This is a genomic window from Streptomyces sp. NPDC040432 (genome assembly GCF_055595445.1).
The window spans coordinates 269677-291479 of sequence record NZ_JBVIVP010000007.1 but is presented as its reverse complement, the minus strand read 5'-3'; the positions used below and the strand labels follow the sequence as shown (position 1 = coordinate 291479).

Below are 21803 nucleotides of genomic sequence, written 5' to 3'. Positions count from 1 at the left end.
GGCCGGCTCAGGCGAGGGGGTGGGCGGCCAGCAGGTCGCCCAGGGCCTCCTCGTGCGCCGCGGCCGGGCCGAGTTGGAGCTCCAACTGCTTCGCCCAGGCGTGGAAGCGGTGCAGCGGGTAGTCGGTGTCGGCGCCGAACCCGCCGTGCAGGTGCTGGGCGGTCTGCACGACCCGGCGTACGCCCTCCGAGGCCCAGATCTTGGCGACGGCCACGTCTCCGGAGCTGGGCAGCGGGCCGCCCGCCCCGTCGGTCGCGGCGTCGAGCCGCCAGGCGGCCTGCCAGAGGGTGACCTCCATGGCGCGCAGGTCGATGTAGCGGTCGGCGGCCTGCACGGCGACGGCCTGGAAGGTCGCCACGGGGAAGCCGAACTGCTCCCGCTTGCCGGTGTACTGGCTGGTCATGGTGAGGACGCTCTCGCCGAGGCCGAGCGCGAGGGCGCAGGTTCCGGTGGCGAGGAGTTGGCGGAGCCGCTCCCACGCGCCGGGGGCTTCGATGAGGTGGGTCGTGGGCACGCGGACCCCGTCGAGGGTGAGCTCCGCGAGCCGCTCCCCGCTGGTGGAGTACTGGTCGGCGAGGGTGAGCCCGTCGGCGGTGCGCGGGAGGAGCGCGAGGACGGCCTCGCCGTCGCCCCGGTGGGCGGGTACGGCGATCCAGTCGGCGCTGTGCGCCCAGGGCACGGAGGTCTGCACCCCGTCCAGGGTCCATTCGGTGCCGTCGCGCCGGGCGGTGACGGAGAGTTCGGCGGGGTCGTGGCCGGTGCGGCCGTGAGCGGCGACGGTGAGGACCAGGCTGCCGCGTCCGGCGTCGGGCAGCAGGGCGGAGGCCAGTTCGGCGCCGCCGTGGGCCTGAACGGCCATGGCGGTGGCGCAGTGTTCCAGGAGCGGTACCCGGGCCAGCACCTTCGCGGCCTCCCGCAGCACCAGGCACAGGGTGATGGTGTCGAGGCCGGCGCCGCCGTGTTCCTCGGCGAGGACGAGGCTCAGCAGGTCGGAGCCCGCCAGGCTGCCCCACAGCGGCCGGTCGAACTCATCGGCGACGGCACCCGGGGTGAGCGCGGGGCTGGGCACGCCGTCGGGGGCGACATCCGCGAACACGGCTTTGGCCGCCTCGACGGCCGCCTGCTGTTCCTCGGTGAAGGTGAAGTCCACTGCCTGTCCTCCCGCGTGCACCGGTTCGGTCCCGTTCGCATATCTGACGGTCCGTCAAGATAAGGCAGGCGGAAGGAAATGCACAGGGGGTGGGCCCGGGCCGTCCGGCTCGTCCGGTGGGCCCGGGTTCCACGGTGCCACCGATCGACGGCCTCGCGCATCCGTGGGGCAGCGGTTCCGCGATCAGCGGTCGAAGTCGATCTCCACTTCCTCGCTCACCGCGTGGGACTGACAGGCCAGTACGAACCCGGCGTCCGTCTCGTCGGCCTCCAACGCGAAGTTGCGTTCCATCCGCACCTCGCCCGCGACCAGGAACACCCGGCAGGTGCCGCACACGCCGCCCTTGCAGGCGTACGGCGCGTCCGCGCGACCGCGCAGCACGGCATCCAGCAGGGATTCGCCGTCCTGGACGGGCCAGGTTCCCGACCGGCCGTCGAGCCGGGCGGTGACGCGGCCGTGGGCGGGCGCGGAGATCGGGGCGGGAGCCTGCGGCGCGGTGTCCTCGACGTGGAAGATCTCCTCGTGCACCCGGGTGCGGGCGACGCCGAGTCCGCCCAGGGCCCGCTCGGCGCCCTGGACCAACCCGTACGGTCCGCACAGGAACCAGCCCGTCACCTCGGCGACCGGCAGCAGCGCGGGGAGCAGCGCCGTCAGCCGTTCCTGGTCGAGCCGGCCGGACGGCAGTCCGGCCTCCTGCTCCTCGCGGGACAGCACGGTCACCAGCTGGAAGCGGTCGGGGTAGCGGTCCTTGAGGTCGGCGACGTCGTCCAGGAACATCGTCGAGGCGGCCGAACGGTCACTGCGGACCAGGCAGAAGCGGGCGTCGGGGCGGGCCGCCAGCAGGCTCGCGGCGATCGACAGGACCGGGGTGATCCCGCTGCCGCCGACGATGGCCGCGTAGTGCGCGGCGGCCGGGGCGGCGGTGGGCTCCAGTACGAAGCGGCCGGCCGGGACCATCACGTCGAGCACGTCCCCGGCGGTGATCTCCTTGTGCGCGAACGTGGAGAACTCGCCGCCCTCCACGAGCCGTACCCCGACCCGCAGCGACGCGGGACCCGGGCCGGCGGCGGTGGGGGCGGGGGAGCAGATCGAGTAGGTGCGGCGGGCGCCGCCCTCGGCTCCGGTGCGGCGCAGGGTGAGGTGCTGGCCGGGCGCGTGCCGGTACTCCTCGCGCAGTTCCGGGGGCACGGCGAGGGTGAGCGCCACCGAGTCGTCGGTGAGCCGCTCGACCGCCGCCACCGTCAGCGCGTGGAAGGCGCCGTGGCGCGCGGGGCGCGTGGGGCCCGGGTCCGCCGAGGGCACAGACACGGCCATCTACAGCTCCTTGAAGTGGTCGAACGGTTCGCGGCAGGAGACGCAGCGGCGCAGCGCCTTGCACGCGGTGGAGGAGAACCGGCTGAGCAGTTCGGTGTCGGTGGACCCGCAGTGGGGGCAGCGCACCGACAGGGTCAGCGGAACCGGCCCTCCGGCGGCGTGCGGGCGGGGCGGCGCGATGCCGAACTCGGCCAGCTTGCGGCGGCCCTCGGCACTGATGTCATCGGTCGACCAGGCCGGGGCGAGGACGGTCACGACCCGGACCTCGGGGATTCCGTGGCCGGTCAGGACCCGCTCGATGTCGGCCGACATGGCCTCGATCGCCGGGCAGCCGGTGTAGGTCGGGGTGAGGGTGACCTCGACGTGGCCGTCCTCGTGCATCCGGACACCGCGCATCACGCCCAACTCGGCGAGCGTGAGCACCGGCAGTTCGGGGTCGGGGACGGAACCGGCGAGCTCGGCCAGCTCCGCCTCCAGGCGGGTCATGCCCAGCGCCCCGGCGGTCCCGGTCACCAGGACGCTCCCGGGTGGCTGCGGTGCAGGTGCTGCATCTCGGCGAGCAGCCGTCCGAACGACTCCGTGTGCAGTCCCTCGCGGCCCGCGCCGGCGGCCCAGGCTCCCGTGCGCGGCCCTTCGGGGAGCGCGAGACCGGCCCGCTCCAGTACGTCGCCCACGGCGGCCAGCCAGCGGTCCTCCAGGGCGGCCCCGTCCAGGCCGAGTCCCTCGACGGGCCGGAACATCTCGCCGGTGTACTTCCAGAGGGAGTCGAGCCCGGCCCGCATCCGACGGCGGCTCTCCGGGGTGCCGTCGCCGAGGCGCAGGGTCCACTGCTCGGCGTGGTCGCGGTGGTAGGCGGTCTCCTTGACGGCCTTGGCCGCGAGCGGGGCGAACGGGCCGTCCCCGGAGGCCAGCGCGCCGTACAGCTCGTGCTGGTGGAAGGAGAAGTAGAGCTGCCGGGCGATGGTGTGGGCGAAGTCGCCGTTGGGCTGTTCCACCAGCTGGAGGTTGCGGAAGGACCGCTCCTCGCGCAGGAAGGCCAGCTCGTCCTCGTCGCCCGCCATGGACAGCAGGACGCGCGCCTGCCCGAGCAGGTCGAGGGCGATGTTGGCCAGGGCCACCTCCTCCTCCAGGACGGGGGCGTGACCGGACCACTCGCCCAGGCGGTGGGAGAGGATCAGCGCGTCGTCACCGAGGGCGAGCGCGGCCGCGGCGGTGGAGCCGGTGAGGGTGGTGCCGGTGCTGCTCACAGGTGACGCACCCCCTCGGGGATGTCGTAGAAGGTCGGGTGGCGGTAGGGCTTGTCGGCGGACGGGGCGAAGAACGGGTCCCGTTCGTCCGGGGAGGAGGCGATGATCTCCGTGGAGGGCACGACCCAGATCGAGATGCCCTCGCCGCGCCGCGTGTAGAGGTCGCGGGCGTTGCGCAGGGCCATCTCCGCGTCCGGGGCGTGCAGGCTTCCCGCGTGCGTGTGCGAGAGGCCGCGGCGCGAGCGCACGAACACCTCCCACAGGGGCCAGTTCTGCGTCATGCCTGTACCTCTCGTCCGGTGCTGGTGTGCTTCTCGGCGTAGGCCGCTGCTGCTTCGCGGACCCAGGCGCCTTCCTCGTGCGCCGTGCGGCGTTGGCTGATCCGCTGCTCGTTGCACGGGCCGTTGCCCTTGAGCACGTTCCAGAACTCCGACCAGTCGATGGCGCCGAAGTCGTGGTGCCCGCGCTCCTCGTTCCACTTGATGTCGGGGTCGGGCAGGGTCAGGCCCAGGGACTCGGCCTGGGGGACGGCGATGTCCACGAAGCGCTGGCGCAGCTCGTCGTTGGAGTGGCGCTTGATCCGCCAGGCCATCGCCTGGGCGGAGTGGACCGACTCGTCGTCGGGCGGGCCGAACATCATCAGGGAGGGCCACCACCAGCGGTCCACGGCGTCCTGCGCCATCGCGTGCTGGGCCTCGGTGCCCTGCGAGAGGGCGAGGAGCAGCTCGTACCCCTGGCGCTGGTGGAAGGACTCCTCCTTGCAGATGCGGACCATGGCGCGGGCGTACGGGCCGTAGGAGCAGCGGCAGATCGGCACCTGGTTGGTGATCGCCGCGCCGTCCACGAGCCAGCCGATCGCGCCGACGTCCGCCCAGGTCAGGGTGGGGTAGTTGAAGATCGAGGAGTACTTCTGCCTGCCCGAGTGCAGCTTGTCGAGCAGTTCGTCGCGGCTGGTGCCGAGCGTTTCGGCGGCGCTGTAGAGGTAGAGGCCGTGCCCGGCCTCGTCCTGCACCTTGGCCATCAGGATCGCCTTGCGGCGCAGCGACGGCGCCCGGGTGATCCAGTTGGCCTCGGGCTGCATGCCGATGATCTCGGAGTGGGCGTGCTGGGCCATCTGCCGGACCAGCGAGGCGCGGTACTCGTCGGGCATCCAGTCGCGCGGCTCGACGCGCTCGTCCGCCGCCACCGCGGCGTCGAAGGCCGCGGCGAGTGCGGCGAGGTCCTCCTCGACGACGCCCGTCGCGCCTGCCGCCGCTGCCGTGCCCGGGCCCGATTCCGGGGTCACTGCGACCATCTCGGCTCCCTGTCAGATTCTGCCGTCCGCCCGACCGACCGATCGTTCGGTTCATCCTCTTCAATGGTGAGACGGCGGCCCGTAGGGTGTCAACCTCTGTGGGCAACCCTGTGGACGCCGGATGATCGGGGCGGGATGTTTTCGAACGAGCACGAGCCTGCGGAAGGAGCACTTCCGACGGCCGTTCCGGCACCCCCCGACCCGGCGGACGACGGCTCCGGCGGGCCGGACGCCCCGCCCCGGATCCCCGGGATCGCGGGCCTGCCGACGGCGTACCGGGTCGTGGCGGCCCTGGGCCTGGCGGCCGTCGGCGTCGCCGCCTGCCTGCACCTGGCGCTGATCTTCCTGCACGTGGCGCCCTCGAACACGATGAGCAAGCAGCACGCGGACCTGGTCGACGGGTGGGTCTACCCCGAGTTCGAACAGAACTGGAAGCTCTTCGCCCCGAACCCCCTCCAACAGAACATCTCCGTGCAGGTGCGGGCCGAGGTCCGCAGCTCCTCGGGCGAGGTCGTCGCCGGCGATTGGCGCGACCTGTCCGCCGAGGACGGAATGGCCATCCGGCACAGCCTGCTGCCGAGCCACACGGAGCAGAACGAGCTGCGCCGGGCCTGGGACTTCTTCACGGGCTCCCACGACGAGAACAACCGCCCGAACGGTGACCGCGGCGCCCTCTCCGAGGAGTACCTGCGCCGGATCGCCCTGCACCGGCTCACCGGAGGCGGCGGGAACACCGTTCCGACCGGCGGGCGGGACGGCGACCGGATCGTGCGCGTCCAGCTGCGCTCGGCGACCACCGCCGTCGCGGCGCCGAGCTGGAGCACCGAGAAGACCGACACCCAGACCTACTACCGGGAGCTGCCGTGGTGGACGGTGTGAAGCGGGCGGGGCCCCGGGCCCGCGCGGCCGCCGCCCTGGCGAAGGTGACCGGGCGGGCGCTGGGCCCGTACCAGAGCGCCGTCGTCCGCATCGGTTTCGCCGGGACCTGGCTGTTCTTCCTGCTGCGGGAGTTCCCGAACCGGCACGAGCTGTACGGGCCCGACAGCCCCTGGAGCTGGCAGCTGGCCGAGCGGCTGATCGCCTCGAACAGGGCGTTCACGGTGTTGATGTGGTCGGACTCGACGCTCTGGTTCGAGCTGGTCCACATCGTCTCCGTGCTGGCGAGCCTGCTGCTGATGCTCGGCTGGCGCACGCGGGCGACGTCCGTGGTCTTCATGGTCGGCGTGCTGTCCCTGCAGAACCGCAGCGTCTTCATGGGCGACGGCGGGGACAACGTCATCCACCTGATGGCGATGTACCTGGTCCTCACCCGCTGCGCGCAGGTGTGGTCGCTGGACGCGCGTCGGGTCCGCCTGCGGGGTTCGGCCTCTGTGGGCGCGGCGGGCCCGGTGCTCTGGGGAGTGCTGGGCGCGCTCCTCGCGTACGGCGCGCTGACCGGGCGGTTCAGCACCGGCTGGCTGTCGGCCTTCGCCGCGTTGTGGGTGGGGCTCGGGCTGTGGTGGCTGGTCGACCGGTTCGAGCCGCGGGGCGACGCCCGGGCGGTACTGGACGTGCTGGCGAACGTCCTGCACAACGCCGGAATGCTGGTGATCATGGCGGAGGTGTGCCTGATCTACGCGACGGCGGGTTGGTACAAGATCCAGGGGTCCCGCTGGCAGGACGGGACCGCGCTGTACTACCCGCTCGGGTTGGACTACTTCACCCCGTGGCCGGGGCTGTCCGGGCTGCTGGCGGGCAGCGGAACGCTGGTGATGCTGCTGACGTACGGGACCGTGGCGGTGCAGGTCGCCTTCCCGTTCACGCTGTTCGACCGGCGCGTGAAGAACGTGCTGCTGGCGGTCATGATGCTGGAGCACGCCGGCATCGCGGTGCTGCTGGGCCTGCCGTTCTTCTCCCTGGCGATGATCGCCGCCGACGCGGTGTTCCTGCCGACGGCCTTCCTGGTGTGGCTCGGCGCGCGGGCCGCGGCGCTGCGCCCCGGACGGGGGCGGGGGCGGCGGGTGCCGGTACCGGGGGCGCGGGAGCCCTCGGACGGCGTGGGCGTGGACGGCGTGGACCGGGAGGGTCCGCGGGATCTCCGGGCCCCGGAGGATCCGCAGGCGCCGACGGTCGGGGCGGACCCCGGCGCGCTGCCGCGCTGAACCCGGGGCGGGGCCGTGGGCGCCTCCGGGGCCGGCGCCCCGTCCGCGGCGTCGTAGGGTCGGCGCATGAGCGAGCAGCGGAGTCCCGACGAGAGCGTGCGGCAGTGGCGGGAGACCGCGGGGCAGGACGCCGTGGTCCTGCTCGACGGGTTCCACGCGCTGAAGCACGCCCTGCGCTTCGGCGCCGAGATCCGGGCGGTCGTCGCCGACGACCCCGACGCCGTACGGGCCCTGGCCGCCGAGCTCGCTCCGGACGTCGCCCCGGAGGTGGGACGGCTGGTGCGGTCCGCCCCGTTGGGCGACCTGCTGCCCCGCGTCCACCCCACCGGCGTCGCCGCGCTCGCCGTCCGGCCCGACCGGGCCGCCGGGCGGGCGGCACTGGAGCGGCTGCCCCGGCCCGCGCCGGTCGTGGTCCTCGACAACCCGCGCAACCTGGGCAACGTGGGCGCCGTCGTCCGCCTCGCCGCCGGGTTCGGCGCCACGGGCGTGGTCACCCGTGGTGACCTCGACCCCTGGCACCCCAACGTGGTGCGGGCCGGCGCAGGGCTGCACTACGCCACCACGGTCGAACGGCTCGCCCTGGACGAACTGCCGGCCGGGCCGCTGTACGCGCTCGACCCGGAGGGCGCGGACATCCGCGACCTCGCCCTCCCGGACGACGCCCTGCTGGCCTTCGGCTCCGAGCGCCACGGGATCTCACCCGAGCTCCGGGCCCGGGCGGACCACCTCGTCTCCCTGCCGATGCGCCCGCAGGTCTCCAGCTACAACCTGGCCACCAGCGTGGCCATGACCCTCTTCCACTGGGGCGGTCCGGCCCGGCCGTGACGAGGAGGGCCGGCCGGAGCGGGGCCGAGCCCGGGGCCGCGGGGTCGTGGAGCCGCAGCGAGGACCGCCCGTGGGTTGACGTGGCCCTGTTCCCCGCGGACGCCCCGGACGCTCCGGACGGTCATCAGCAGCATGTCGACCGCGCCCGGCAGGCTCGCGGAGGTGGGCCGGGGCGGCACGGGGCCGCCCCGGTCGACAGGGCGGCCCGAGCGGGTCACGCCTGGCGGCGGACCTCCACCACGCGGAAGCGGTTCGCGACGAACGCGCCGTCGCACAGGGCGGCGTTCGCCGCCGGGTTGCCGCCGGAGCCGTGGAAGTCGGAGAAGGCCGAGGTCTGGTTGACGTAGACCCCGCCGGTCAGGTTCAGCGAGAGCTGCGCCGACTCCTCCAGACAGACCTCCTCGATGGCGCGCTCGGTGTCCGGTGACGTCGTGTACGCGCCCACCGTCATCGCGCCCTTCTCCCGCACCGTGCGGCGCAGCAGCTCCAGGGCGTCGGCGGTGGAGTCCACCGCGACCGCGAAGGAGACCGGGCCGAAGCACTCCGAGAGGTAGGCCGCCTCGGGGTCCGGCTTGGCGGCGTCCAGCTTGACCACGACCGGGGTGCGCACCACGGCGTCCGGGAACTCCGGGTTGACCACCTCGCGGGAGGCCAGGGCCACCTCGCCGAGGGATGCGGCGGCCTCCAGGCGGCTCTTGACGTCCGGGTTGACCAGGGCGCCGAGGAGGGCGTTGGCCCGGGCGTCGTCGCCCAGCAGGCCGCCGACCGAGGCGGCGAGGTCGGCGACGACCTCGTCGTACGACTTGTGGCCGGCGTCCGTCGCGATGCCGTCGCGCGGGATCAGCAGGTTCTGCGGGGTGGTGCACATCTGGCCGCTGTACAGGGACAGCGAGAACGCCAGGTTGGAGAGCATCCCCTTGTAGTCGGAGGTGGAGTCGAGGACGACGGTGTTGACGCCCGCCTTCTCCGTGTAGACCTGGGCCTGGCGGGCGTTGGCCTCCAGCCAGTCCCCGAACTCCGTCGAGCCGGTGTAGTCGATGATCTTGATTTCGGGGCGCAGCGCGAGGGTCTTCGCGATGCCCTCGCCCGGGCGCTCGACCGCGAGGGCCACCAGGTTCGGGTCGAAACCGGACTCGGCGAGGACCTCCCGGGCCACCTTGACGGTGAGCGCCAGCGGCAGGACGGCCCGCGGGTGCGGCTTGACCAGCACGGGATTGCCGGTGGCGAGCGAGGCGAACAGGCCCGGGTAGCCGTTCCAGGTGGGGAAGGTGTTGCAGCCGATCATCAGGGAGATGCCCCGGGGGACGGCGGTGAAGGTCTTGTCGAGCTCCAGCGGGTCCCGCTTGCCCTGGGGCTTCGACCAGTCGGCCCGGCCGGGTACGCGGGTCTGCTCCTCGTACGCGTAGGCCACGGCCTCCAGGCCGCGGTCCTGGGCGTGGGGGCCGCCGGCCTGGAACGCCATCATGAAGGCCTGGCCGCTGGTGTGCATGACCGCGTGCGCGAACTCGTGCGTCCGCGCGCCGATCCGGGCCAGGATCTCGATGCAGACCAGGGCGCGGGCCTCGGGCCCGGCGTCCCGCCAGGCGCCCGCGCCGGCCCGCATCGCGGGCAGCAGCACGTCCGGGTCGGCGTGCGGGTACTCGACGCCCAGCTCCGGGCCGTACGGGGAGACCTCGCCGCCCGTCCAGCCGTCGGTGCCGGGCTGGTCGAGTGCGAAGCGGGTACCGCGGACGGCCTCGAAGGCGGCGAGCCCGTCGGCCGGGGCGGTCTCCCCGTAGGCCTTGGGGTGTTCGGGGTGCGGGGACCAGTAGGCGCGACTGCGGATGGCAGCCAGCGCCTGGTCCAGGGTGGGCCGGTGCTTCTCGGACAGCTGGGGGAGGGTGAGCTCGGCGGCCATCAGGGACCAACTCCTCGTTGAGCCGGGCAAGATCAGGCTGGTTTCGCAGGCTGAGATCAGGCAGGGGCGGGTGAAGAAGAGCAGACTGGAGTTAGAGTAACCGAACGATCGGTCGGGACAAGAGGGCCCGGCAGGCCTGTGGATAAGTCGGTGCGGGAGGATCAGGACATGACAGCAATCGAGCGGTCCCGCACTGTGGCGGTCATCGGCGCCGGCACCATGGGGCAGGGCATCGCCCAGGTCGCCCTCCTCGCGGGTCACCGCGTGCTGCTCCACGACATCGACCCCGCCTTCGCCGAGGCCGGCGCGGGGCTCGTGCGCGACCGTGTCGAACGGATGGCCGCCAAGGGCCGGCTGGACCGTGCCGAGGCCGAGGAGGCCATCGGCCGGATCGGCGCGGCGGGCACGCTCGCCGACCTCGCCGGATCGGCCCTCGTCATCGAGGCCGTCGTCGAGGACGTCACCGTCAAGCGAACTCTCTTCGCCGCCCTCGAAGGGGTGATCGCGCCGGAGGCGGTGCTGGCGACCAACACCTCCTCGCTCTCCGTCACCGAGCTCGCGGCCGGCCTCCGCCACCCCGGCCGCTTCCTCGGCCTGCACTTCTTCAACCCCGCGCCGCTGCTGCCGCTCGTCGAGGTCGTCAGCGGCCACGCGACCGACCCCGACGTGGCCGAGAGCGCCTACGGCACGGTCCTCGGCTGGGGCAAGACCCCGGTCCGCTGCTCCGACACCCCCGGGTTCATCGTCAACCGGATCGCCCGACCGTTCTACGCGGAGTCCTTCGCGGTGTACGAGGAACGGGGAGCCGATCCGGCCACCATCGACGCCGTGCTCCGCGAGAGCGGCGGCTTCCGGATGGGTCCCTTCCAGCTCACGGACTTGATCGGCCAGGACGTCAACGAGGCCGTCACCCGTTCCGTCTGGGACTCGTTCTTCCGGAGCCCCAAGTTCACCCCCTCGCTCGCCCAGCGCCGGCTGGTCCAGTCGGGCCGGCTCGGCCGGAAGTCCGGGCAGGGCTGGTTCGCGTACGGGGAGGACGCCCCGCTCCCCGAGCCGCACACGGCGGGCCCCGAGGAGGCGCCGGACAAGGTCACCGTCGTCGGCGACCTCGGGCCGGCGGCGGAGCTTGCCGAGCTCATCGAGGAGGCCGGGATCGCGGTGACGGCCACCGGGCACGGTGGGCCGTACATCCAGCTGCCCGGAGACGGCCAGCTGGTGCTCGCGGACGGCAAGACCTCCGTGGAGTTCACCGACGTCGTCTACTTCGACCTCGCCCTGGACTACCGGGGCGCCACCCGGATCGCGCTCTCGGCGAGCGAGGACGTCAGCGCTCGGACCCTGGCCGAGGCCGTCGGGCTCTTCCAGAAGCTGGGCAAGAAGGTGTCCGTCATCGGCGACGTCCCCGGCATGATCGTCGCCCGGACCGTCGCCATGCTGATCGACCTGACCGCCGACGCCGTGGCGCGGGGCGTCGCGGACGCCGAGGACATCGACACCGCGATGACGCTCGGCGTCAACTACCCGCTGGGTCCGTCCGCCTGGCACGAGCGGCTCGGCCCGGACTGGGCCTACGACCTGCTGCACAACCTGGACGAACGCTGTCCCGGCGGCCGCTACGCGCCCTCGCTGGCGCTGTTCAGGCTGGGCTACGCGGCGGGCGCGGACGACGAGGGGGAGGACACGGCATGACCACTGTCAGGCGGGACACCTACACCCCGGAGACGCTGCTCTCCGTGGCCGTGCAGGTCTTCATCGAGCGGGGTTACGACGGCACCTCGATGGAGCACCTCTCCAAGGCGGCCGGAATCTCCAAGTCCTCCATCTACCACCACGTGGCGGGCAAGGAGGAGCTGCTGCTGCGGGCCGTGAGCCGAGCCCTGGACGGCCTCTTCGCCGTCCTCGACGAACCCGGCGCCGTACGCGGTCGGGCGGTCGAACGCGTCGAGTACGTGACCCGGCGGACGGTCGAGGTGCTGCTCGGCGAACTGCCGTACGTGACCCTGCTGCTGCGGGTCCGCGGCAACACCCGCACCGAACGCTGGGCGCTGGAGCGGCGCCGCGAGTTCGACCACCGGGTGGCCGACCTGCTGAAGGCCGCCGCCGCCGACGGCGACCTGCGCGCCGACGTGGACATCCGGCTCGCCACGCGCCTGCTGTTCGGCATGGTGAACTCGCTCGTGGAGTGGTACCGCCCGCACCCCGGCGCGGACCACGGGCAGCTCGCCGACGCGGTGGTCCACATGGCCTTCGACGGGCTCCGCGCGACTCCGTAGGGCCGCGGCGGCGACGAGCCGTCCCCGGACACGAACGCGCCCCCGGGGATCCCCCGGGGGCGCGTTCGTGCGCTCGGCCGCCCCTCTCGCCACCCGGCCGCCCCCTCGCACCACCCGGTCGGACCAGTCGTACCGGTGGGCGGGCGGGGCGGGCGGTTCACTCCTCCGCGAGGGCCGGGCCGGCGGCCGGCCCCGGGTCGAGGAGGTCCGTCTCCTCGAAGACCAGCAGCGTGCGCGTGGAGAGGACCTCCGGGATGGACTGGAGGCGCGTCAGCACCAGCTCGCGCAGGGTCCGGTTGTCCGGGGTGTGGACGAGCAGCAGTACGTCGAAATCCCCGCTGACCAGCGCGATGTGCGCCGCGCCGGGCAGCTCGCGCAGTTGTTCGCGCACCGTCCGCCACGAGTTCTGGACGATCTTCAGGGTGATGTAGGCGGAGGCGCCCTGACCGGCCCTCTCGTGGTTCACCCGGGCCGTGAACCCGCGGATCACCCCGTCGTCGATGAGCCGGTTGATGCGGGCGTAGGCGTTGGCCCGCGACACGTGGACCTGCTCGGCCACCGAGCGTATGGAGGCCCGGCCGTCCGCCTGGAGCAGCCGCATGATCGACCGGTCGATCGGATCCAGGGGGCGGGGAGGCACCGGAGGGGCGCCGGGGGCCGCCCCCGGCGGGACCGGCGTCGAACCCGCTCCGGCCATTTGTTCATCCGGCATTGCCCGATGCCTCCCTCTCCTGGACGTCCTGCACCCATCCCACGGCCCCGGCGCCAGTTTGTCCACAGCCTGGAGCCGCCTGTAGCCAAATTGCCCGGGCAACCGAACAATCGGTTGGTGAGGGGCCTCACATCCGGGGCACTCCCTGCCCGCTTCCCACGAGGAGGTGTACGCCGCCATGACGGTCCAAGAGCTGCCCGGTGCCGGTGCGTCCCACCGTGCAACCCCGCCGCCCGCCTGGAGGCCCCGTACGGACGCAGCCGCGCTGCTTCCGGACCCCGAGCCGTACCGGGTGCTGGGCACCGAGGCGGCCGACCGCCTCGATCCGGTGCTGATGCGCCGGTACTACGCCGAACTCGTGCGAGGCCGCCGCTACAACGCGCAGGCCACCGCGCTGACCCGGCAGGGCCGTCTCGCCGTGTACCCGTCCACCGTCGGCCAGGAGGCCTGCGAGATCGCGGCCGCCCTGGTCCTGGAGGAGCAGGACTGGCTCTTCCCGAGCTACCGGGACACCCTGGCGGCCGTGGCGCGCGGGCTGGACCCCGTACAGGCCCTCACGTTGCTGCGGGGCGACTGGCACACCGGCTACGACCCGCGCGAGTACCGGATAGCCCCGCTGTGCACCCCCCTCGCCACCCAGCTGCCGCACGCGGTGGGCGTCGCCCACGCCGCCCGGCTGCGCGGGGACGAGGTCGTCGCGCTGGCCATGGTCGGTGACGGCGGCACCAGCGAGGGCGACTTCCACGAGGCGCTGAACTTCGCGGCCGTCTGGCAGGCCCCGGTGGTCTTCCTGGTCCAGAACAACGGCTTCGCCATCTCCGTCCCGCTCGCCAAGCAGACCGCGGCGCCGACGCTGGCCCACAAGGCCGTCGGCTACGGGATGCCCGGCCGGCTGGTCGACGGGAACGACGTCGCGGCCATGCACGAGGTCCTCACCGAGGCCGTCCAGCGCGCCCGCACCGGCGGCGGCCCGACCCTCATCGAGGCCGTCACGTACCGGATGGAGGCCCACACGAACGCCGACGACGCGACCCGCTACCGCACCGACGCCGAGGTGGAGGCCTGGAAGGCGCACGACCCGGTCGAACTGCTGGAGCGCGAGCTCACCGCCCGCGGGATCCTCGACGAGGACGGCATCCGGGAAGCGCGCGACGCGGCCGAGGAGATGGCCGCGAACCTGCGCGAGCGGATGAACGCCGAACCGGTCGTGGACCCGATGGACCTCTTCGCGCACGTCTACGCGGAGCAGACCGGACGACTGCGCGAGCAGGCCGACCTGCTGCGCGCCGAACTGGAAGCCGAGGAAGAGGCGTGAGCACGGTGGCACAGCGGGCGGTGAAGCCCGCGACGATGGCGCAGGCCCTCACCCGGGCCATGCGCGACGCGATGGCCGAGGACCCGACGGTCCACGTCATGGGCGAGGACGTCGGGGCGCTGGGCGGGGTCTTCCGGATCACGGACGGCCTCGTGAAGGAGTTCGGCGAGGACCGCGTGACGGACACCCCGCTCGCGGAGGCCGGGATCCTCGGCACCGCGGTCGGCATGGCCATGTACGGGCTGCGGCCGGTCGTGGAGATGCAGTTCGACGCGTTCGCGTACCCGGCCTTCGAGCAGCTCATCTCGCACGTGGCGAAGATGCGCAACCGCACCCGGGGCGCGATGCCGCTGCCGATCACCATCCGCGTCCCGTACGGCGGTGGCATCGGCGGCGTCGAGCACCACTGCGACTCCTCCGAGGCGTACTACGTCGCCACGCCCGGCCTGACGGTCGTCACCCCGGCGACGGTCGAGGACGCGTACGGGCTGCTGCGCGCGTCGATCGCGAGCGACGACCCGGTGGTCTTCCTGGAGCCCAAGCGGCTGTACTGGTCGAAGTCGCCGTGGTCGCCGGACGCCCCGGACGAGGTCCCCGGGATCGGCAAGGCGCTGGTCCGCCGGGCGGGCACGAGCGCCACGCTGATCACCTACGGGCCGTCGCTGCCGGTCTGTCTGGAGGCGGCCGAGGCGGCCCGCGAGGAGGGCTGGGACCTGGAGGTCGTGGACCTGCGCTCGCTCGTCCCGTTCGACGAGGAGACGGTCGTGGCCTCCGTGCGCCGTACCGGGCGCGCGGTCGTGGTCCACGAGGCCGGCGGCTTCGGCGGACCGGGCGCGGAGATCGCCGCCCGCGTGACGGAGCGCTGCTTCCACCACCTGGAGGCGCCCGTGCTGCGCGTGACGGGCTTCGACATCCCGTACCCGCCGCCGATGCTGGAGAAGCACCACCTGCCCGGTGTGGACCGGATCCTGGACACCGTGGCCCGCCTGCAGTGGGAGAACTGATGCCGCAGGTACTGGAGTTCAAGCTGCCCGACCTCGGGGAGGGGCTGACCGAGGCGGAGATCGTCCGCTGGCTGGTGGCCGTGGGCGACGTGGTCGAGATCGACCAGCCCGTCGTCGAGGTCGAGACCGCCAAGGCGATGGTCGAGGTCCCCTGCCCGTACGGGGGCGTGGTCACCGCGCGCTTCGGTGAGGAGGGCACGGAGCTCCCGGTCGGGGCCCCGCTGATCACGGTGGCGGTCGGCTCGGGCACCATGCCGGAGCCCGAGCCGGCGGAGACGGCTTCCGGGTCGGGCAACGTCCTGGTCGGCTACGGCACGGACCACTCCCGGCCGGCGCGGCGCCGCCGGGTCCGGCCGGCGGGCACGGCGTCGGCCGCGGTCCCGGCCGCCCCTGCCGCCGTGGCCGTTGCCGCTCCGGCGGCCGTGGCCCCTGCGGCTCCCGTGGCCGTCGGGCCCGTTCCGGTGATCTCGCCGCTGGTGCGCAAGCTGGCCCGGGACAACGGGCTCGACCTGCGGGCGCTGCACGGCTCCGGCCCGGAGGGCCTGATCCTGCGGGCCGACGTCGAGGCGGCCCTCGCGGGCGCCTCCGCGGCGGTCGCCCCGGAGCATGTGCCCGCGGCGTCCGACGCGGCGCCCCGTCCCGCCGCCCAGGGCGAGCGGATCCCGCTCAAGGGGCTGCGCGGGGTCGTCGCCGAGAAGCTCTCGCGCAGCCGCCGCGAGATCCCCGAGGCCACCTGCTGGGTCGACGCGGACGCCACCGAACTGATGGCGGCCCGGGCCGCGATGAACGCCGTGGACGGCCCGAAGATCTCGGTCCTCGCGCTGCTCGCCCGGATCTGTACGGCCGCGCTCGCCAAGTACCCGGAACTCAACTCCACCGTCGACCTCGCGGCGAACGAGATCGTCCGGCTCCCGGCCGTGCACCTCGGCTTCGCCGCGCAGACCGGGCGCGGGCTCATGGTCCCGGTGGTCCGGGACGCGCAGGACCGCAGCCCGGAGTCCCTGTCGGCCGAGTTCGCCCGGCTGACCGAGCTCGCCCGGGCGGGCAAGCTGGCGCCGTCCGACCTCACGGGCGGGACGTTCACTCTCAACAACTACGGGGTGTTCGGGGTCGACGGCTCCACGCCGATCATCAACCACCCCGAGGCCGCGATGCTCGGCGTGGGCCGGATCATCCCCAAGCCGTGGGTGCACCAGGGGGAGCTGGCCGTGCGCAAGGTCGTCCAGCTGTCGCTGACCTTCGACCACCGGGTCTGCGACGGCGGCACGGCGGGCGGCTTCCTGCGGTACGTCGCCGACTGCGTGGAGAACCCGGCGGTGCTGCTCCGCAGCCTCTGAACCGCCCGTCCGGATCCCGGCGGCCGGGGCCGCGGTGTCGTACCCCGCGGTCCCGGCAGGATCCGGCGGGTACGACCCGCCGCAGCGGCGGGCGAAGAACTCCCGGGGCGGCGGCCCCGGGAACCACGGCCGGGCGGGACCCCCACCCCGCCCGGCCGTGAACCCCGTTTCCCGCCCGGCCGTGGGGGGCTACACGGTCAGCAGCAGCTTGCCGACGTGGGCGCTGGACTCCAGCACCCGGTGGGCCTCCGCGGCCTCGGCCATCGGGTACGTCGCGTGCACCACGGGACGCACCCGTCCCGCAGCCACCAGCGGCCACACGTGCTCCCGTACGGCCGCGATGATGGCGGCCTTCTCCTCCAGGGGGCGGGTCCGCAGCGAGGTGGCGGTGATCGCGGCCCGCTTGGCGAGCAGGATGCCGAGGTTCAGTTCGGCCTTCACCCCGCCCTGCATCCCGATCACGGCGAGCCGCCCGTTGACGGCGAGCGCGTCCAGGTTCCGCGCCAGGTACTTCGCGCCCATGATGTCGAGGATCACGTCCGCCCCGGCACCGCCCGTCGCGGACCGCAGCTCCTCCACGAAGTCCTGCTCGCGGTAGTCGATCAGGACGTCCGCGCCGAGCTCCGCGCAGCGCGCCAGCTTCTCCTTGCCGCCCGCGGTCACCGCGACCCGTGCGCCGACCGCCTTGCCGAGCTGGATCGCCATCGTGCCGATCCCGCTGGAGCCGCCGTGGACGAGCAGGGTCTCGCCGGGACGCAGCCCGGCGACCATGAACACGTTGGACCACACCGTCGCGACGACCTCCGGCAGCGCGGCGGCGCTCACCAGGTCGATGCCCTCCGGCACCGGCAGGAGCTGCCCGGCCGGCACGGCCACCCGCTGCGCGTACCCACCACCGGACAGCAGCGCGCACACCTCGTCGCCGACCGACCAGCCGGACACTCCCGGCCCGACGGCGGCGATGCGGCCGGAACACTCCAGGCCGGGGTGGGGCGAGGCGCCGGGCGGCGGATCGTAGAAACCTTGTCGCTGGAGGACGTCGGCGCGGTTCACGGCGCTCGCCGCGACCTCGACGAGCACCTCCCCCTCGCCGGCCACCGGATCGGGTACGTCGGCCCAGACGAGGGCCTCGGGGCCACCGGGCTGCTCGATCGTGATCGCATGCATGGCCCGGAGGCTACGCGAACCCGCCCGCGCGGCCCAGCACGTGGACCGGCACGCCAACGGGCCGCCGCGCCGGCGCCGGCCGCGGACGGCGAGGACCCGAGCCGACCCGCCGCCGTCCTACTCCGCCGGGCCGAGCGTGGCCTGCGGCGAGAGCGGGCGCGTGGCACGCACGATGGTGATGACCCGGTCGGTCAACTGCAGCGGGCTCGCGTGCGGGTCGTCGTAGGCGAGCAGGCGGTGGCCGCGCAGCACGCTCACCACCAGGTCGTCGGTCTCCCGCACGCTCCGGCCCACCTCGGACTTGTTGACGGGCCGTTCGATCAGGTCGAGGCCGCTGCCCTGCTGGATGAGGTCCTCCATCACGGTGCCCGCGCTCGGGCTGAGCACGGACAGCCCGAGGAGCCGTCCGGCCGCGCTCGCGCTGGTGATGACCGCGTCCGCGCCGGACTGCTTCAGCAGCGGCGCGTTCTCCTCCTCGCGGACCGCCGCGACGATCTTCGCGCCCCGGTTGAGCTGGCGTGCCGTCAGCGTCACGAGGACCGCCGTGTCGTCCCGCTGGGTGGCGATGACGATCTGACGGGCCTTCTGGATCTCCGCCCGCAGCAGGACGTCCGAGCGGGTGGCGTCGCCGACCACGCCCGTGAACCCCTCCGCGTTGGCGATGTCGATGACCTTGGCGCTGGGGTCGACGATGACGACCTGTTCCCTGCTGAGGCCGGTGGCCAGCAGCGTCTGCAGCGCCGAGCGGCCCTTCGTACCGAAGCCGACGACGACCGTGTGCTCACGCAAGTTCTTCCTCCAGCGACTCAGCCGCCATTCTTCCCTGGTGCGTTCCGTGAGCACTTCCAGGGTGGTGCCGACCAGGATGATCAGGAACAGCACCCGCAGCGGGGTGATCAGCAGGATGTTGACCAGCCGCGCGGTGTCGCTGTACGGGACGATGTCGCCGTATCCCGTCGTGGACAGGGTGACGGTCGCGTAGTAGACGCAGTCGAGGAGATCGACCGATCCGTTCGCGTTGTCGTGGTACCCGTCGCGGTCGAGCCAGACGATCAGGACCGTCAGGCACAGGACGAACAGGGCCATCAGCAGCCGCCGGCTCACCTGCCGCAGCGGCTTCTCGACGACGCGTTTGGGCAGCTTGATGCGGCGCGAGACGAGCTTCTCGTCCGCGCCGCGCGCCATGGCGTCCTGGCCGTGAAGTTTCACGTGAAACATCCCCCCGAAGCCCAGGGCAGGTCGAGGATTTCGAGGTCCTGCCCGGATCGTGCGCCGTGCGGCGGTACGACGGCCAGCGCGTCGGCGGCGGCCACGCCGCGCAGCATCGCCGGGCCGTTGTACCGCAGCGGCACGGCATGTTCGTCGGTCAGCAGCACCGGCACGAGCCGGGTGTCGTGCGGGTGGCCGGGCACGTCCCCCTGCACCGGCACCGTGTAGCGCGGCCGCTGCCGGCGGCCCGCGAGGGCGCGCAGCAGGGGCTCGGCGAGGGTCAGCAGCCCGGACACGGCGGCCAGCGGGTTCCCGGGCAGGCCGACGACGTGGCGCCCCTGCGCCCGGTCGCCGATGCGGGCCAGGAGCATCGGGTGCCCGGGGCGCACGGCGACCCCGTCCACGAGCAGTTCGGCGCCGGCACGGGCCAGCACGGGGTGCACGTGGTCGACGGGCCCGGAGGCGGTGCCGCCGGTGGTGATCAAGAGGTCCGCGGTGGAGCCGGTGACGGCCTCGTACAGGGCTTCCGCGCCGGCCGGGTCGTCCCCGAGCCGGCGCGTGCCGGTGACCTGCGCGCCGAGCCGGGTCAGCCAGGGACCGAGCATGGGTCCGAGGGCGTCGCGGATCAGGCCGTCGTGGGGGCGGCCCTCGGCCAGCAGTTCGTCGCCGAGGACGAGGATCTCCACGCGGGGTCGGGGCCGGGTGACCAGCTCGTCGTACCCGGCCGCCGCGGCCAGGCCGAGGACGGCCGGGGTGACGAGGGAACCGACGGGCAGCAACAGGTCCCCGGAGCGGCACTCCTGGCCGCGCGGGCGGATGTCCTGGCCGGTGCCGACGGGTCGCTCGGCGTACAACTGGGCGCCGGCCTCGCGGACGTGCTCGCTGCGGATCACGGCGCTGGTGTCCGCCGGGATCCGGGCGCCCGTGGCGATCCGGACGGCCTCGCCGTCCGCGAGGGCCGCCGGCGGCTCCGTCCCGGCCAGGACCCCACCGGCGCGCATCCGCCAGGGGCCGGGGCCGGCGACGGCCCATCCGTCCATGGCGGAGGTGTCGAAGGAGGGCAGGTCGCTCAGGGCCTCCAGGGGGGCCTCCAGCACCTCGCCCAGTGCGTCCGGGAGCGTGACCCGGTGGCTGCTGCCGCGTACGCCGGAGCCGGCCCGGACGGCCACCGTCCGGGCCTGCGGCCAGGCCGTGGCCCGGTGGCCCTCCGCGGCGTGGGCCCGGGCATCGCGGCTGACCAGGGCAAGGGCTTCGTCCAGGGCGCCGTCGGCGTCGGTACGGGTCATCCTGAGCCGCTCTCCTGGGGATCGGCGGGCTGCGCCTCCTCGGCCCAGCGCAGGGCCAGCTCGGCGGTCCGGTGGCAGGCGTCGAGGACGGCCTGCGCCGGGTCGGCGCCCTGCGCCTCGGCGCGGGCGGCCGCGTAGCCGACGAGGAAGGTCGTCAGCGGAGCCGCGGGTCGGGCGACGCCGTGGGCGGCGTCACGGGCGAGGTCGAGCAGGGCCGTGACGTCGACGTCGACGTCGATGCCGAGCTCGTTCTTGGCGGCGTTGATCCATTGCTCCAGCACGGTCCCATGCTCCCTGATCCGGGCGCGGGCCGCCGCCAGGTCCTCCCAGGTGTCGCAGTCGAAGGAGGCGAGTGGCGCAGCGGCGGGGACGGACGTCAGATCGAGCTCGCCGGTCAGCGCGCGCAGCGGCAGCCCGGACAGGCCGCCGTGCTCGGTGGCCAGCAGGGCGATCTCGCGGCGCAGCGGCTCGGCCCGGTAGGCCGCGACCAACGGCTGGTTCCGCCCGTCGGGGTCCCGGAGCAGCGCCCCGTCGGCCCCGTCGGCGGCCAGCAGCGCACGGACGGTGTCCCGGTCGAGGAAGGGCAGGTCGGCGGAGAGCACCAGGACCAGCTCGGCCGTCGTGGCCCGCAACCCGGCGTCCAGCGCGGCCACCGGGCCGCCGCCGGGCGGGTCCTCGCGGGCCCAGCGCACCGGGCGGGACGTCGCCCGTCGGTCGCCGACCACGACGGTGGTCCCGGCCTCGGCGCACGCGTCGAGGACCCGGTCCAGCAGGGCCCGGCCGCCGACGCGCAGGCCGGGCTTGTCGGCCCCGCCGAGGCGGCGCGCGGCGCCGCCGGCGAGGACGATCGCGTCGTAGCTCATGCCCCGAGTATGCGGGCCCCGCGCCACCCCGTCCGCCCCTGCTTACGGCGCCCTTACCGGTCCCACCCACGGGCGGCGCGGCGGCCCGGGCCCGCCCGGGGCCGCCCGGGGCCGCCCGGGGCCGGGCCCGGAACGGCGGCGGGGCCGGGGCGCGGTCGCCCCGGCCCCGCCGGTGTGGTGCTCGGTGCTCGTCGGAGGTCAGAGGTAGGGGCCGGAGCGGACCGCGCCGTGCGGGCCGTCCTCGTCGTCCTCGTGCGAACCGCCGGGCGGCAGAGCGCGGCGCATCTGCTCCAACTGGGCCCGCGCCGCCATCTGCTGCGCGAACAGGGCCGTCTGGATCCCGTGGAAGAGACCCTCCAACCAGCCCACCAACTGCGCCTGAGCGATCCGCAGTTCCGCCTCGGAGGGAATGGCCTCCTCGGTGAACGGCAGGGACAGGCGCTCCAGTTCCTCGACCAACTCGGGGGCGAGGCCGTCTTCGAGCTCCTTGACCGAGGCGGCGTGGATGTCCTTGAGCCGGACCCGGCTCGCCTCGTCGAGAGGTGCGGCACGTACCTCTTCCAGGAGTTGCTTGATCATGCTGCCGATCCGCATGACCTTGGCGGGCTGTTCGACCATCTCCGTCACCGGGACCTCGCGCGACTCGTCATCGGCGCCGCCGACCGCCATCCCGTCCTGTCCCACGATCAGGACGTTCGGGGGGCTGTCCTGCGACCGTTCACTCCTCGGCATCTCCATGCCGTCATTCTCTCGCACACCTGCGTACTCA

Annotated in this window: 21 protein-coding genes; 8 read left to right on the top strand and 13 right to left on the bottom strand. The window is 73.7% G+C overall.

All coding sequences use genetic code 11. From position 1 onward, the window contains the following. Positions 1–7: 7 nt before the first annotated feature. From ACZ58N_RS18640 to paaA, 6 genes are all read right to left on the bottom strand, one after another. Positions 8–1150 carry an acyl-CoA dehydrogenase family protein gene (locus ACZ58N_RS18640; RefSeq protein ID WP_471160751.1) on the bottom strand — a complete coding sequence of 381 codons (1143 nt, stop codon included), beginning with the start codon at positions 1148–1150 and terminating at the stop codon, positions 8–10. Between the two features lie 183 nt (positions 1151–1333). Then, positions 1334–2464 (bottom strand): 2Fe-2S iron-sulfur cluster-binding protein, encoded by a 1131-nt coding sequence (locus tag ACZ58N_RS18635; RefSeq protein WP_471160748.1) that lies wholly within the window; start codon positions 2462–2464, stop codon positions 1334–1336. Further along, entirely contained in the window at positions 2465–2950 is a 486-nt protein-coding gene (gene paaD, locus ACZ58N_RS18630; RefSeq protein ID WP_471160830.1) for a 1,2-phenylacetyl-CoA epoxidase subunit PaaD, read from the bottom strand. Positions 2951–2973: 23 nt separating this feature from the next. Beyond that, positions 2974–3711, bottom strand: a complete 738-nt coding sequence (gene paaC, locus ACZ58N_RS18625) for a 1,2-phenylacetyl-CoA epoxidase subunit PaaC (protein ID WP_471160745.1) — start codon at positions 3709–3711, stop codon at positions 2974–2976. Next, positions 3708–3992, bottom strand: coding sequence for a 1,2-phenylacetyl-CoA epoxidase subunit PaaB (paaB, locus tag ACZ58N_RS18620; RefSeq protein WP_281209342.1), 285 nt, complete (start codon positions 3990–3992; stop codon positions 3708–3710). Before paaB ends, paaC begins: the two co-directional genes overlap by 4 nt. Next, positions 3989–5005 (bottom strand): 1,2-phenylacetyl-CoA epoxidase subunit PaaA, encoded by a 1017-nt coding sequence (gene paaA, locus ACZ58N_RS18615; RefSeq protein ID WP_471160741.1) that lies wholly within the window; start codon positions 5003–5005, stop codon positions 3989–3991. Before paaA ends, paaB begins: the two co-directional genes overlap by 4 nt. Positions 5006–5140: 135 nt before the next feature. Here paaA and ACZ58N_RS18610 point away from each other — a divergent pair, with 135 nt between their 5' ends. The 3 genes from ACZ58N_RS18610 to ACZ58N_RS18600 all read left to right on the top strand — a co-directional run bounded on the left by ACZ58N_RS18610 (position 5141) and on the right by ACZ58N_RS18600 (position 7971). Beyond that, positions 5141–5884 (top strand): DUF5819 family protein, encoded by a 744-nt coding sequence (locus ACZ58N_RS18610; protein ID WP_471160738.1) that lies wholly within the window; start codon positions 5141–5143, stop codon positions 5882–5884. Beyond that, entirely contained in the window at positions 5869–7146 is a 1278-nt protein-coding gene (locus ACZ58N_RS18605; protein WP_471160736.1) for an HTTM domain-containing protein, read from the top strand. Before ACZ58N_RS18610 ends, ACZ58N_RS18605 begins: the two co-directional genes overlap by 16 nt. A 66-nt stretch (positions 7147–7212) precedes the next feature. Beyond that, a complete protein-coding gene (locus ACZ58N_RS18600; protein WP_471160733.1) occupies positions 7213–7971 on the top strand; it encodes a TrmH family RNA methyltransferase in 759 nt (252 codons plus the stop codon). 214 nt (positions 7972–8185) lie between these two features. Here the strand turns inward: ACZ58N_RS18600 and paaN are convergent, their stop codons facing one another. Then, positions 8186–9868 carry a phenylacetic acid degradation protein PaaN gene (gene paaN, locus ACZ58N_RS18595; protein ID WP_471160731.1) on the bottom strand — a complete coding sequence of 561 codons (1683 nt, stop codon included), beginning with the start codon at positions 9866–9868 and terminating at the stop codon, positions 8186–8188. Between the two features lie 168 nt (positions 9869–10036). Here paaN and ACZ58N_RS18590 point away from each other — a divergent pair, with 168 nt between their 5' ends. Continuing rightward, positions 10037–11557, top strand: coding sequence for a 3-hydroxyacyl-CoA dehydrogenase (locus tag ACZ58N_RS18590; RefSeq protein WP_471160728.1), 1521 nt, complete (start codon positions 10037–10039; stop codon positions 11555–11557). Continuing rightward, on the top strand, positions 11554–12141 hold the full coding sequence (locus ACZ58N_RS18585) for a TetR/AcrR family transcriptional regulator (protein ID WP_281209349.1): 588 nt from the start codon (positions 11554–11556) through the stop codon (positions 12139–12141). The genes ACZ58N_RS18590 and ACZ58N_RS18585 overlap by 4 nt, the downstream gene beginning before the upstream one ends. 157 nt (positions 12142–12298) lie before the next feature. Here the strand turns inward: ACZ58N_RS18585 and ACZ58N_RS18580 are convergent, their stop codons facing one another. Next, the gene (locus ACZ58N_RS18580) at positions 12299–12853 is read right to left on the bottom strand and encodes an Lrp/AsnC family transcriptional regulator (RefSeq protein ID WP_471160726.1); all 555 of its coding nucleotides are present in this window, start codon (positions 12851–12853) and stop codon (positions 12299–12301) included. A gap of 178 nt (positions 12854–13031) precedes the next feature. Here ACZ58N_RS18580 and pdhA point away from each other — a divergent pair, with 178 nt between their 5' ends. From pdhA to ACZ58N_RS18565, 3 genes are read left to right on the top strand one after another with little or no spacing between them, the layout of a single operon-like run. Then, on the top strand, positions 13032–14168 hold the full coding sequence (gene pdhA, locus ACZ58N_RS18575) for a pyruvate dehydrogenase (acetyl-transferring) E1 component subunit alpha (RefSeq protein ID WP_471160724.1): 1137 nt from the start codon (positions 13032–13034) through the stop codon (positions 14166–14168). Positions 14169–14203: 35 nt separating this feature from the next. Then, on the top strand, positions 14204–15172 hold the full coding sequence (locus ACZ58N_RS18570; RefSeq protein ID WP_385690900.1) for an alpha-ketoacid dehydrogenase subunit beta: 969 nt from the start codon (positions 14204–14206) through the stop codon (positions 15170–15172). Continuing rightward, positions 15172–16509: a dihydrolipoamide acetyltransferase family protein gene (locus ACZ58N_RS18565; protein ID WP_471160722.1), complete on the top strand. Its 1338-nt coding sequence runs from the start codon at positions 15172–15174 to the stop codon at positions 16507–16509. Before ACZ58N_RS18570 ends, ACZ58N_RS18565 begins: the two co-directional genes overlap by 1 nt. 189 nt (positions 16510–16698) lie before the next feature. Here ACZ58N_RS18565 and ACZ58N_RS18560 read toward each other — a convergent pair whose 3' ends face one another. The 5 genes from ACZ58N_RS18560 to ACZ58N_RS18540 form a co-directional block, all read right to left on the bottom strand. Continuing rightward, positions 16699–17676, bottom strand: a complete 978-nt coding sequence (locus tag ACZ58N_RS18560) for an NAD(P)H-quinone oxidoreductase (RefSeq protein ID WP_471160720.1) — start codon at positions 17674–17676, stop codon at positions 16699–16701. Between the two features lie 117 nt (positions 17677–17793). Further along, positions 17794–18894 carry a potassium channel family protein gene (locus tag ACZ58N_RS18555; RefSeq protein WP_471160717.1) on the bottom strand — a complete coding sequence of 367 codons (1101 nt, stop codon included), beginning with the start codon at positions 18892–18894 and terminating at the stop codon, positions 17794–17796. Further along, positions 18882–20171 carry a molybdopterin molybdotransferase MoeA gene (locus ACZ58N_RS18550; protein WP_471160714.1) on the bottom strand — a complete coding sequence of 430 codons (1290 nt, stop codon included), beginning with the start codon at positions 20169–20171 and terminating at the stop codon, positions 18882–18884. Before ACZ58N_RS18550 ends, ACZ58N_RS18555 begins: the two co-directional genes overlap by 13 nt. Further along, positions 20168–21034 (bottom strand): NTP transferase domain-containing protein, encoded by an 867-nt coding sequence (locus ACZ58N_RS18545; RefSeq protein ID WP_471160712.1) that lies wholly within the window; start codon positions 21032–21034, stop codon positions 20168–20170. The genes ACZ58N_RS18550 and ACZ58N_RS18545 overlap by 4 nt, the downstream gene beginning before the upstream one ends. Positions 21035–21232: 198 nt before the next feature. Next, entirely contained in the window at positions 21233–21772 is a 540-nt protein-coding gene (locus tag ACZ58N_RS18540; RefSeq protein ID WP_281211160.1) for a bacterial proteasome activator family protein, read from the bottom strand. Positions 21773–21803: the final 31 nt, after the last annotated feature.

Excerpts from the sequence above, each read along its gene's own strand:
- ACZ58N_RS18635 (WP_471160748.1), bottom strand. The coding sequence starts at position 2,464 with ATGGCCGTGTCTGTGCCCTCGGCGGACCCGGGCCCCACGCGCCCCGCG.
- paaD (WP_471160830.1), bottom strand. The coding sequence starts at position 2,950 with ATGACCCGCCTGGAGGCGGAGCTGGCCGAGCTCGCCGGTTCCGTCCCC.
- paaB (WP_281209342.1), bottom strand. The coding sequence starts at position 3,992 with ATGACGCAGAACTGGCCCCTGTGGGAGGTGTTCGTGCGCTCGCGCCGC.
- paaA (WP_471160741.1), bottom strand. The coding sequence starts at position 5,005 with ATGGTCGCAGTGACCCCGGAATCGGGCCCGGGCACGGCAGCGGCGGCA.
- ACZ58N_RS18610 (WP_471160738.1), top strand. The coding sequence starts at position 5,141 with ATGTTTTCGAACGAGCACGAGCCTGCGGAAGGAGCACTTCCGACGGCC.
- ACZ58N_RS18600 (WP_471160733.1), top strand. The coding sequence starts at position 7,213 with ATGAGCGAGCAGCGGAGTCCCGACGAGAGCGTGCGGCAGTGGCGGGAG.
- paaN (WP_471160731.1), bottom strand. The coding sequence starts at position 9,868 with ATGGCCGCCGAGCTCACCCTCCCCCAGCTGTCCGAGAAGCACCGGCCC.
- ACZ58N_RS18590 (WP_471160728.1), top strand. The coding sequence starts at position 10,037 with ATGACAGCAATCGAGCGGTCCCGCACTGTGGCGGTCATCGGCGCCGGC.
- ACZ58N_RS18585 (WP_281209349.1), top strand. The coding sequence starts at position 11,554 with ATGACCACTGTCAGGCGGGACACCTACACCCCGGAGACGCTGCTCTCC.
- ACZ58N_RS18580 (WP_471160726.1), bottom strand. The coding sequence starts at position 12,853 with ATGCCGGATGAACAAATGGCCGGAGCGGGTTCGACGCCGGTCCCGCCG.
- pdhA (WP_471160724.1), top strand. The coding sequence starts at position 13,032 with ATGACGGTCCAAGAGCTGCCCGGTGCCGGTGCGTCCCACCGTGCAACC.
- ACZ58N_RS18570 (WP_385690900.1), top strand. The coding sequence starts at position 14,204 with ATGGCGCAGGCCCTCACCCGGGCCATGCGCGACGCGATGGCCGAGGAC.
- ACZ58N_RS18565 (WP_471160722.1), top strand. The coding sequence starts at position 15,172 with ATGCCGCAGGTACTGGAGTTCAAGCTGCCCGACCTCGGGGAGGGGCTG.
- ACZ58N_RS18560 (WP_471160720.1), bottom strand. The coding sequence starts at position 17,676 with ATGCATGCGATCACGATCGAGCAGCCCGGTGGCCCCGAGGCCCTCGTC.
- ACZ58N_RS18555 (WP_471160717.1), bottom strand. The coding sequence starts at position 18,894 with ATGTTTCACGTGAAACTTCACGGCCAGGACGCCATGGCGCGCGGCGCG.
- ACZ58N_RS18550 (WP_471160714.1), bottom strand. The coding sequence starts at position 20,171 with ATGACCCGTACCGACGCCGACGGCGCCCTGGACGAAGCCCTTGCCCTG.
- ACZ58N_RS18545 (WP_471160712.1), bottom strand. The coding sequence starts at position 21,034 with ATGAGCTACGACGCGATCGTCCTCGCCGGCGGCGCCGCGCGCCGCCTC.
- ACZ58N_RS18540 (WP_281211160.1), bottom strand. The coding sequence starts at position 21,772 with ATGGAGATGCCGAGGAGTGAACGGTCGCAGGACAGCCCCCCGAACGTC.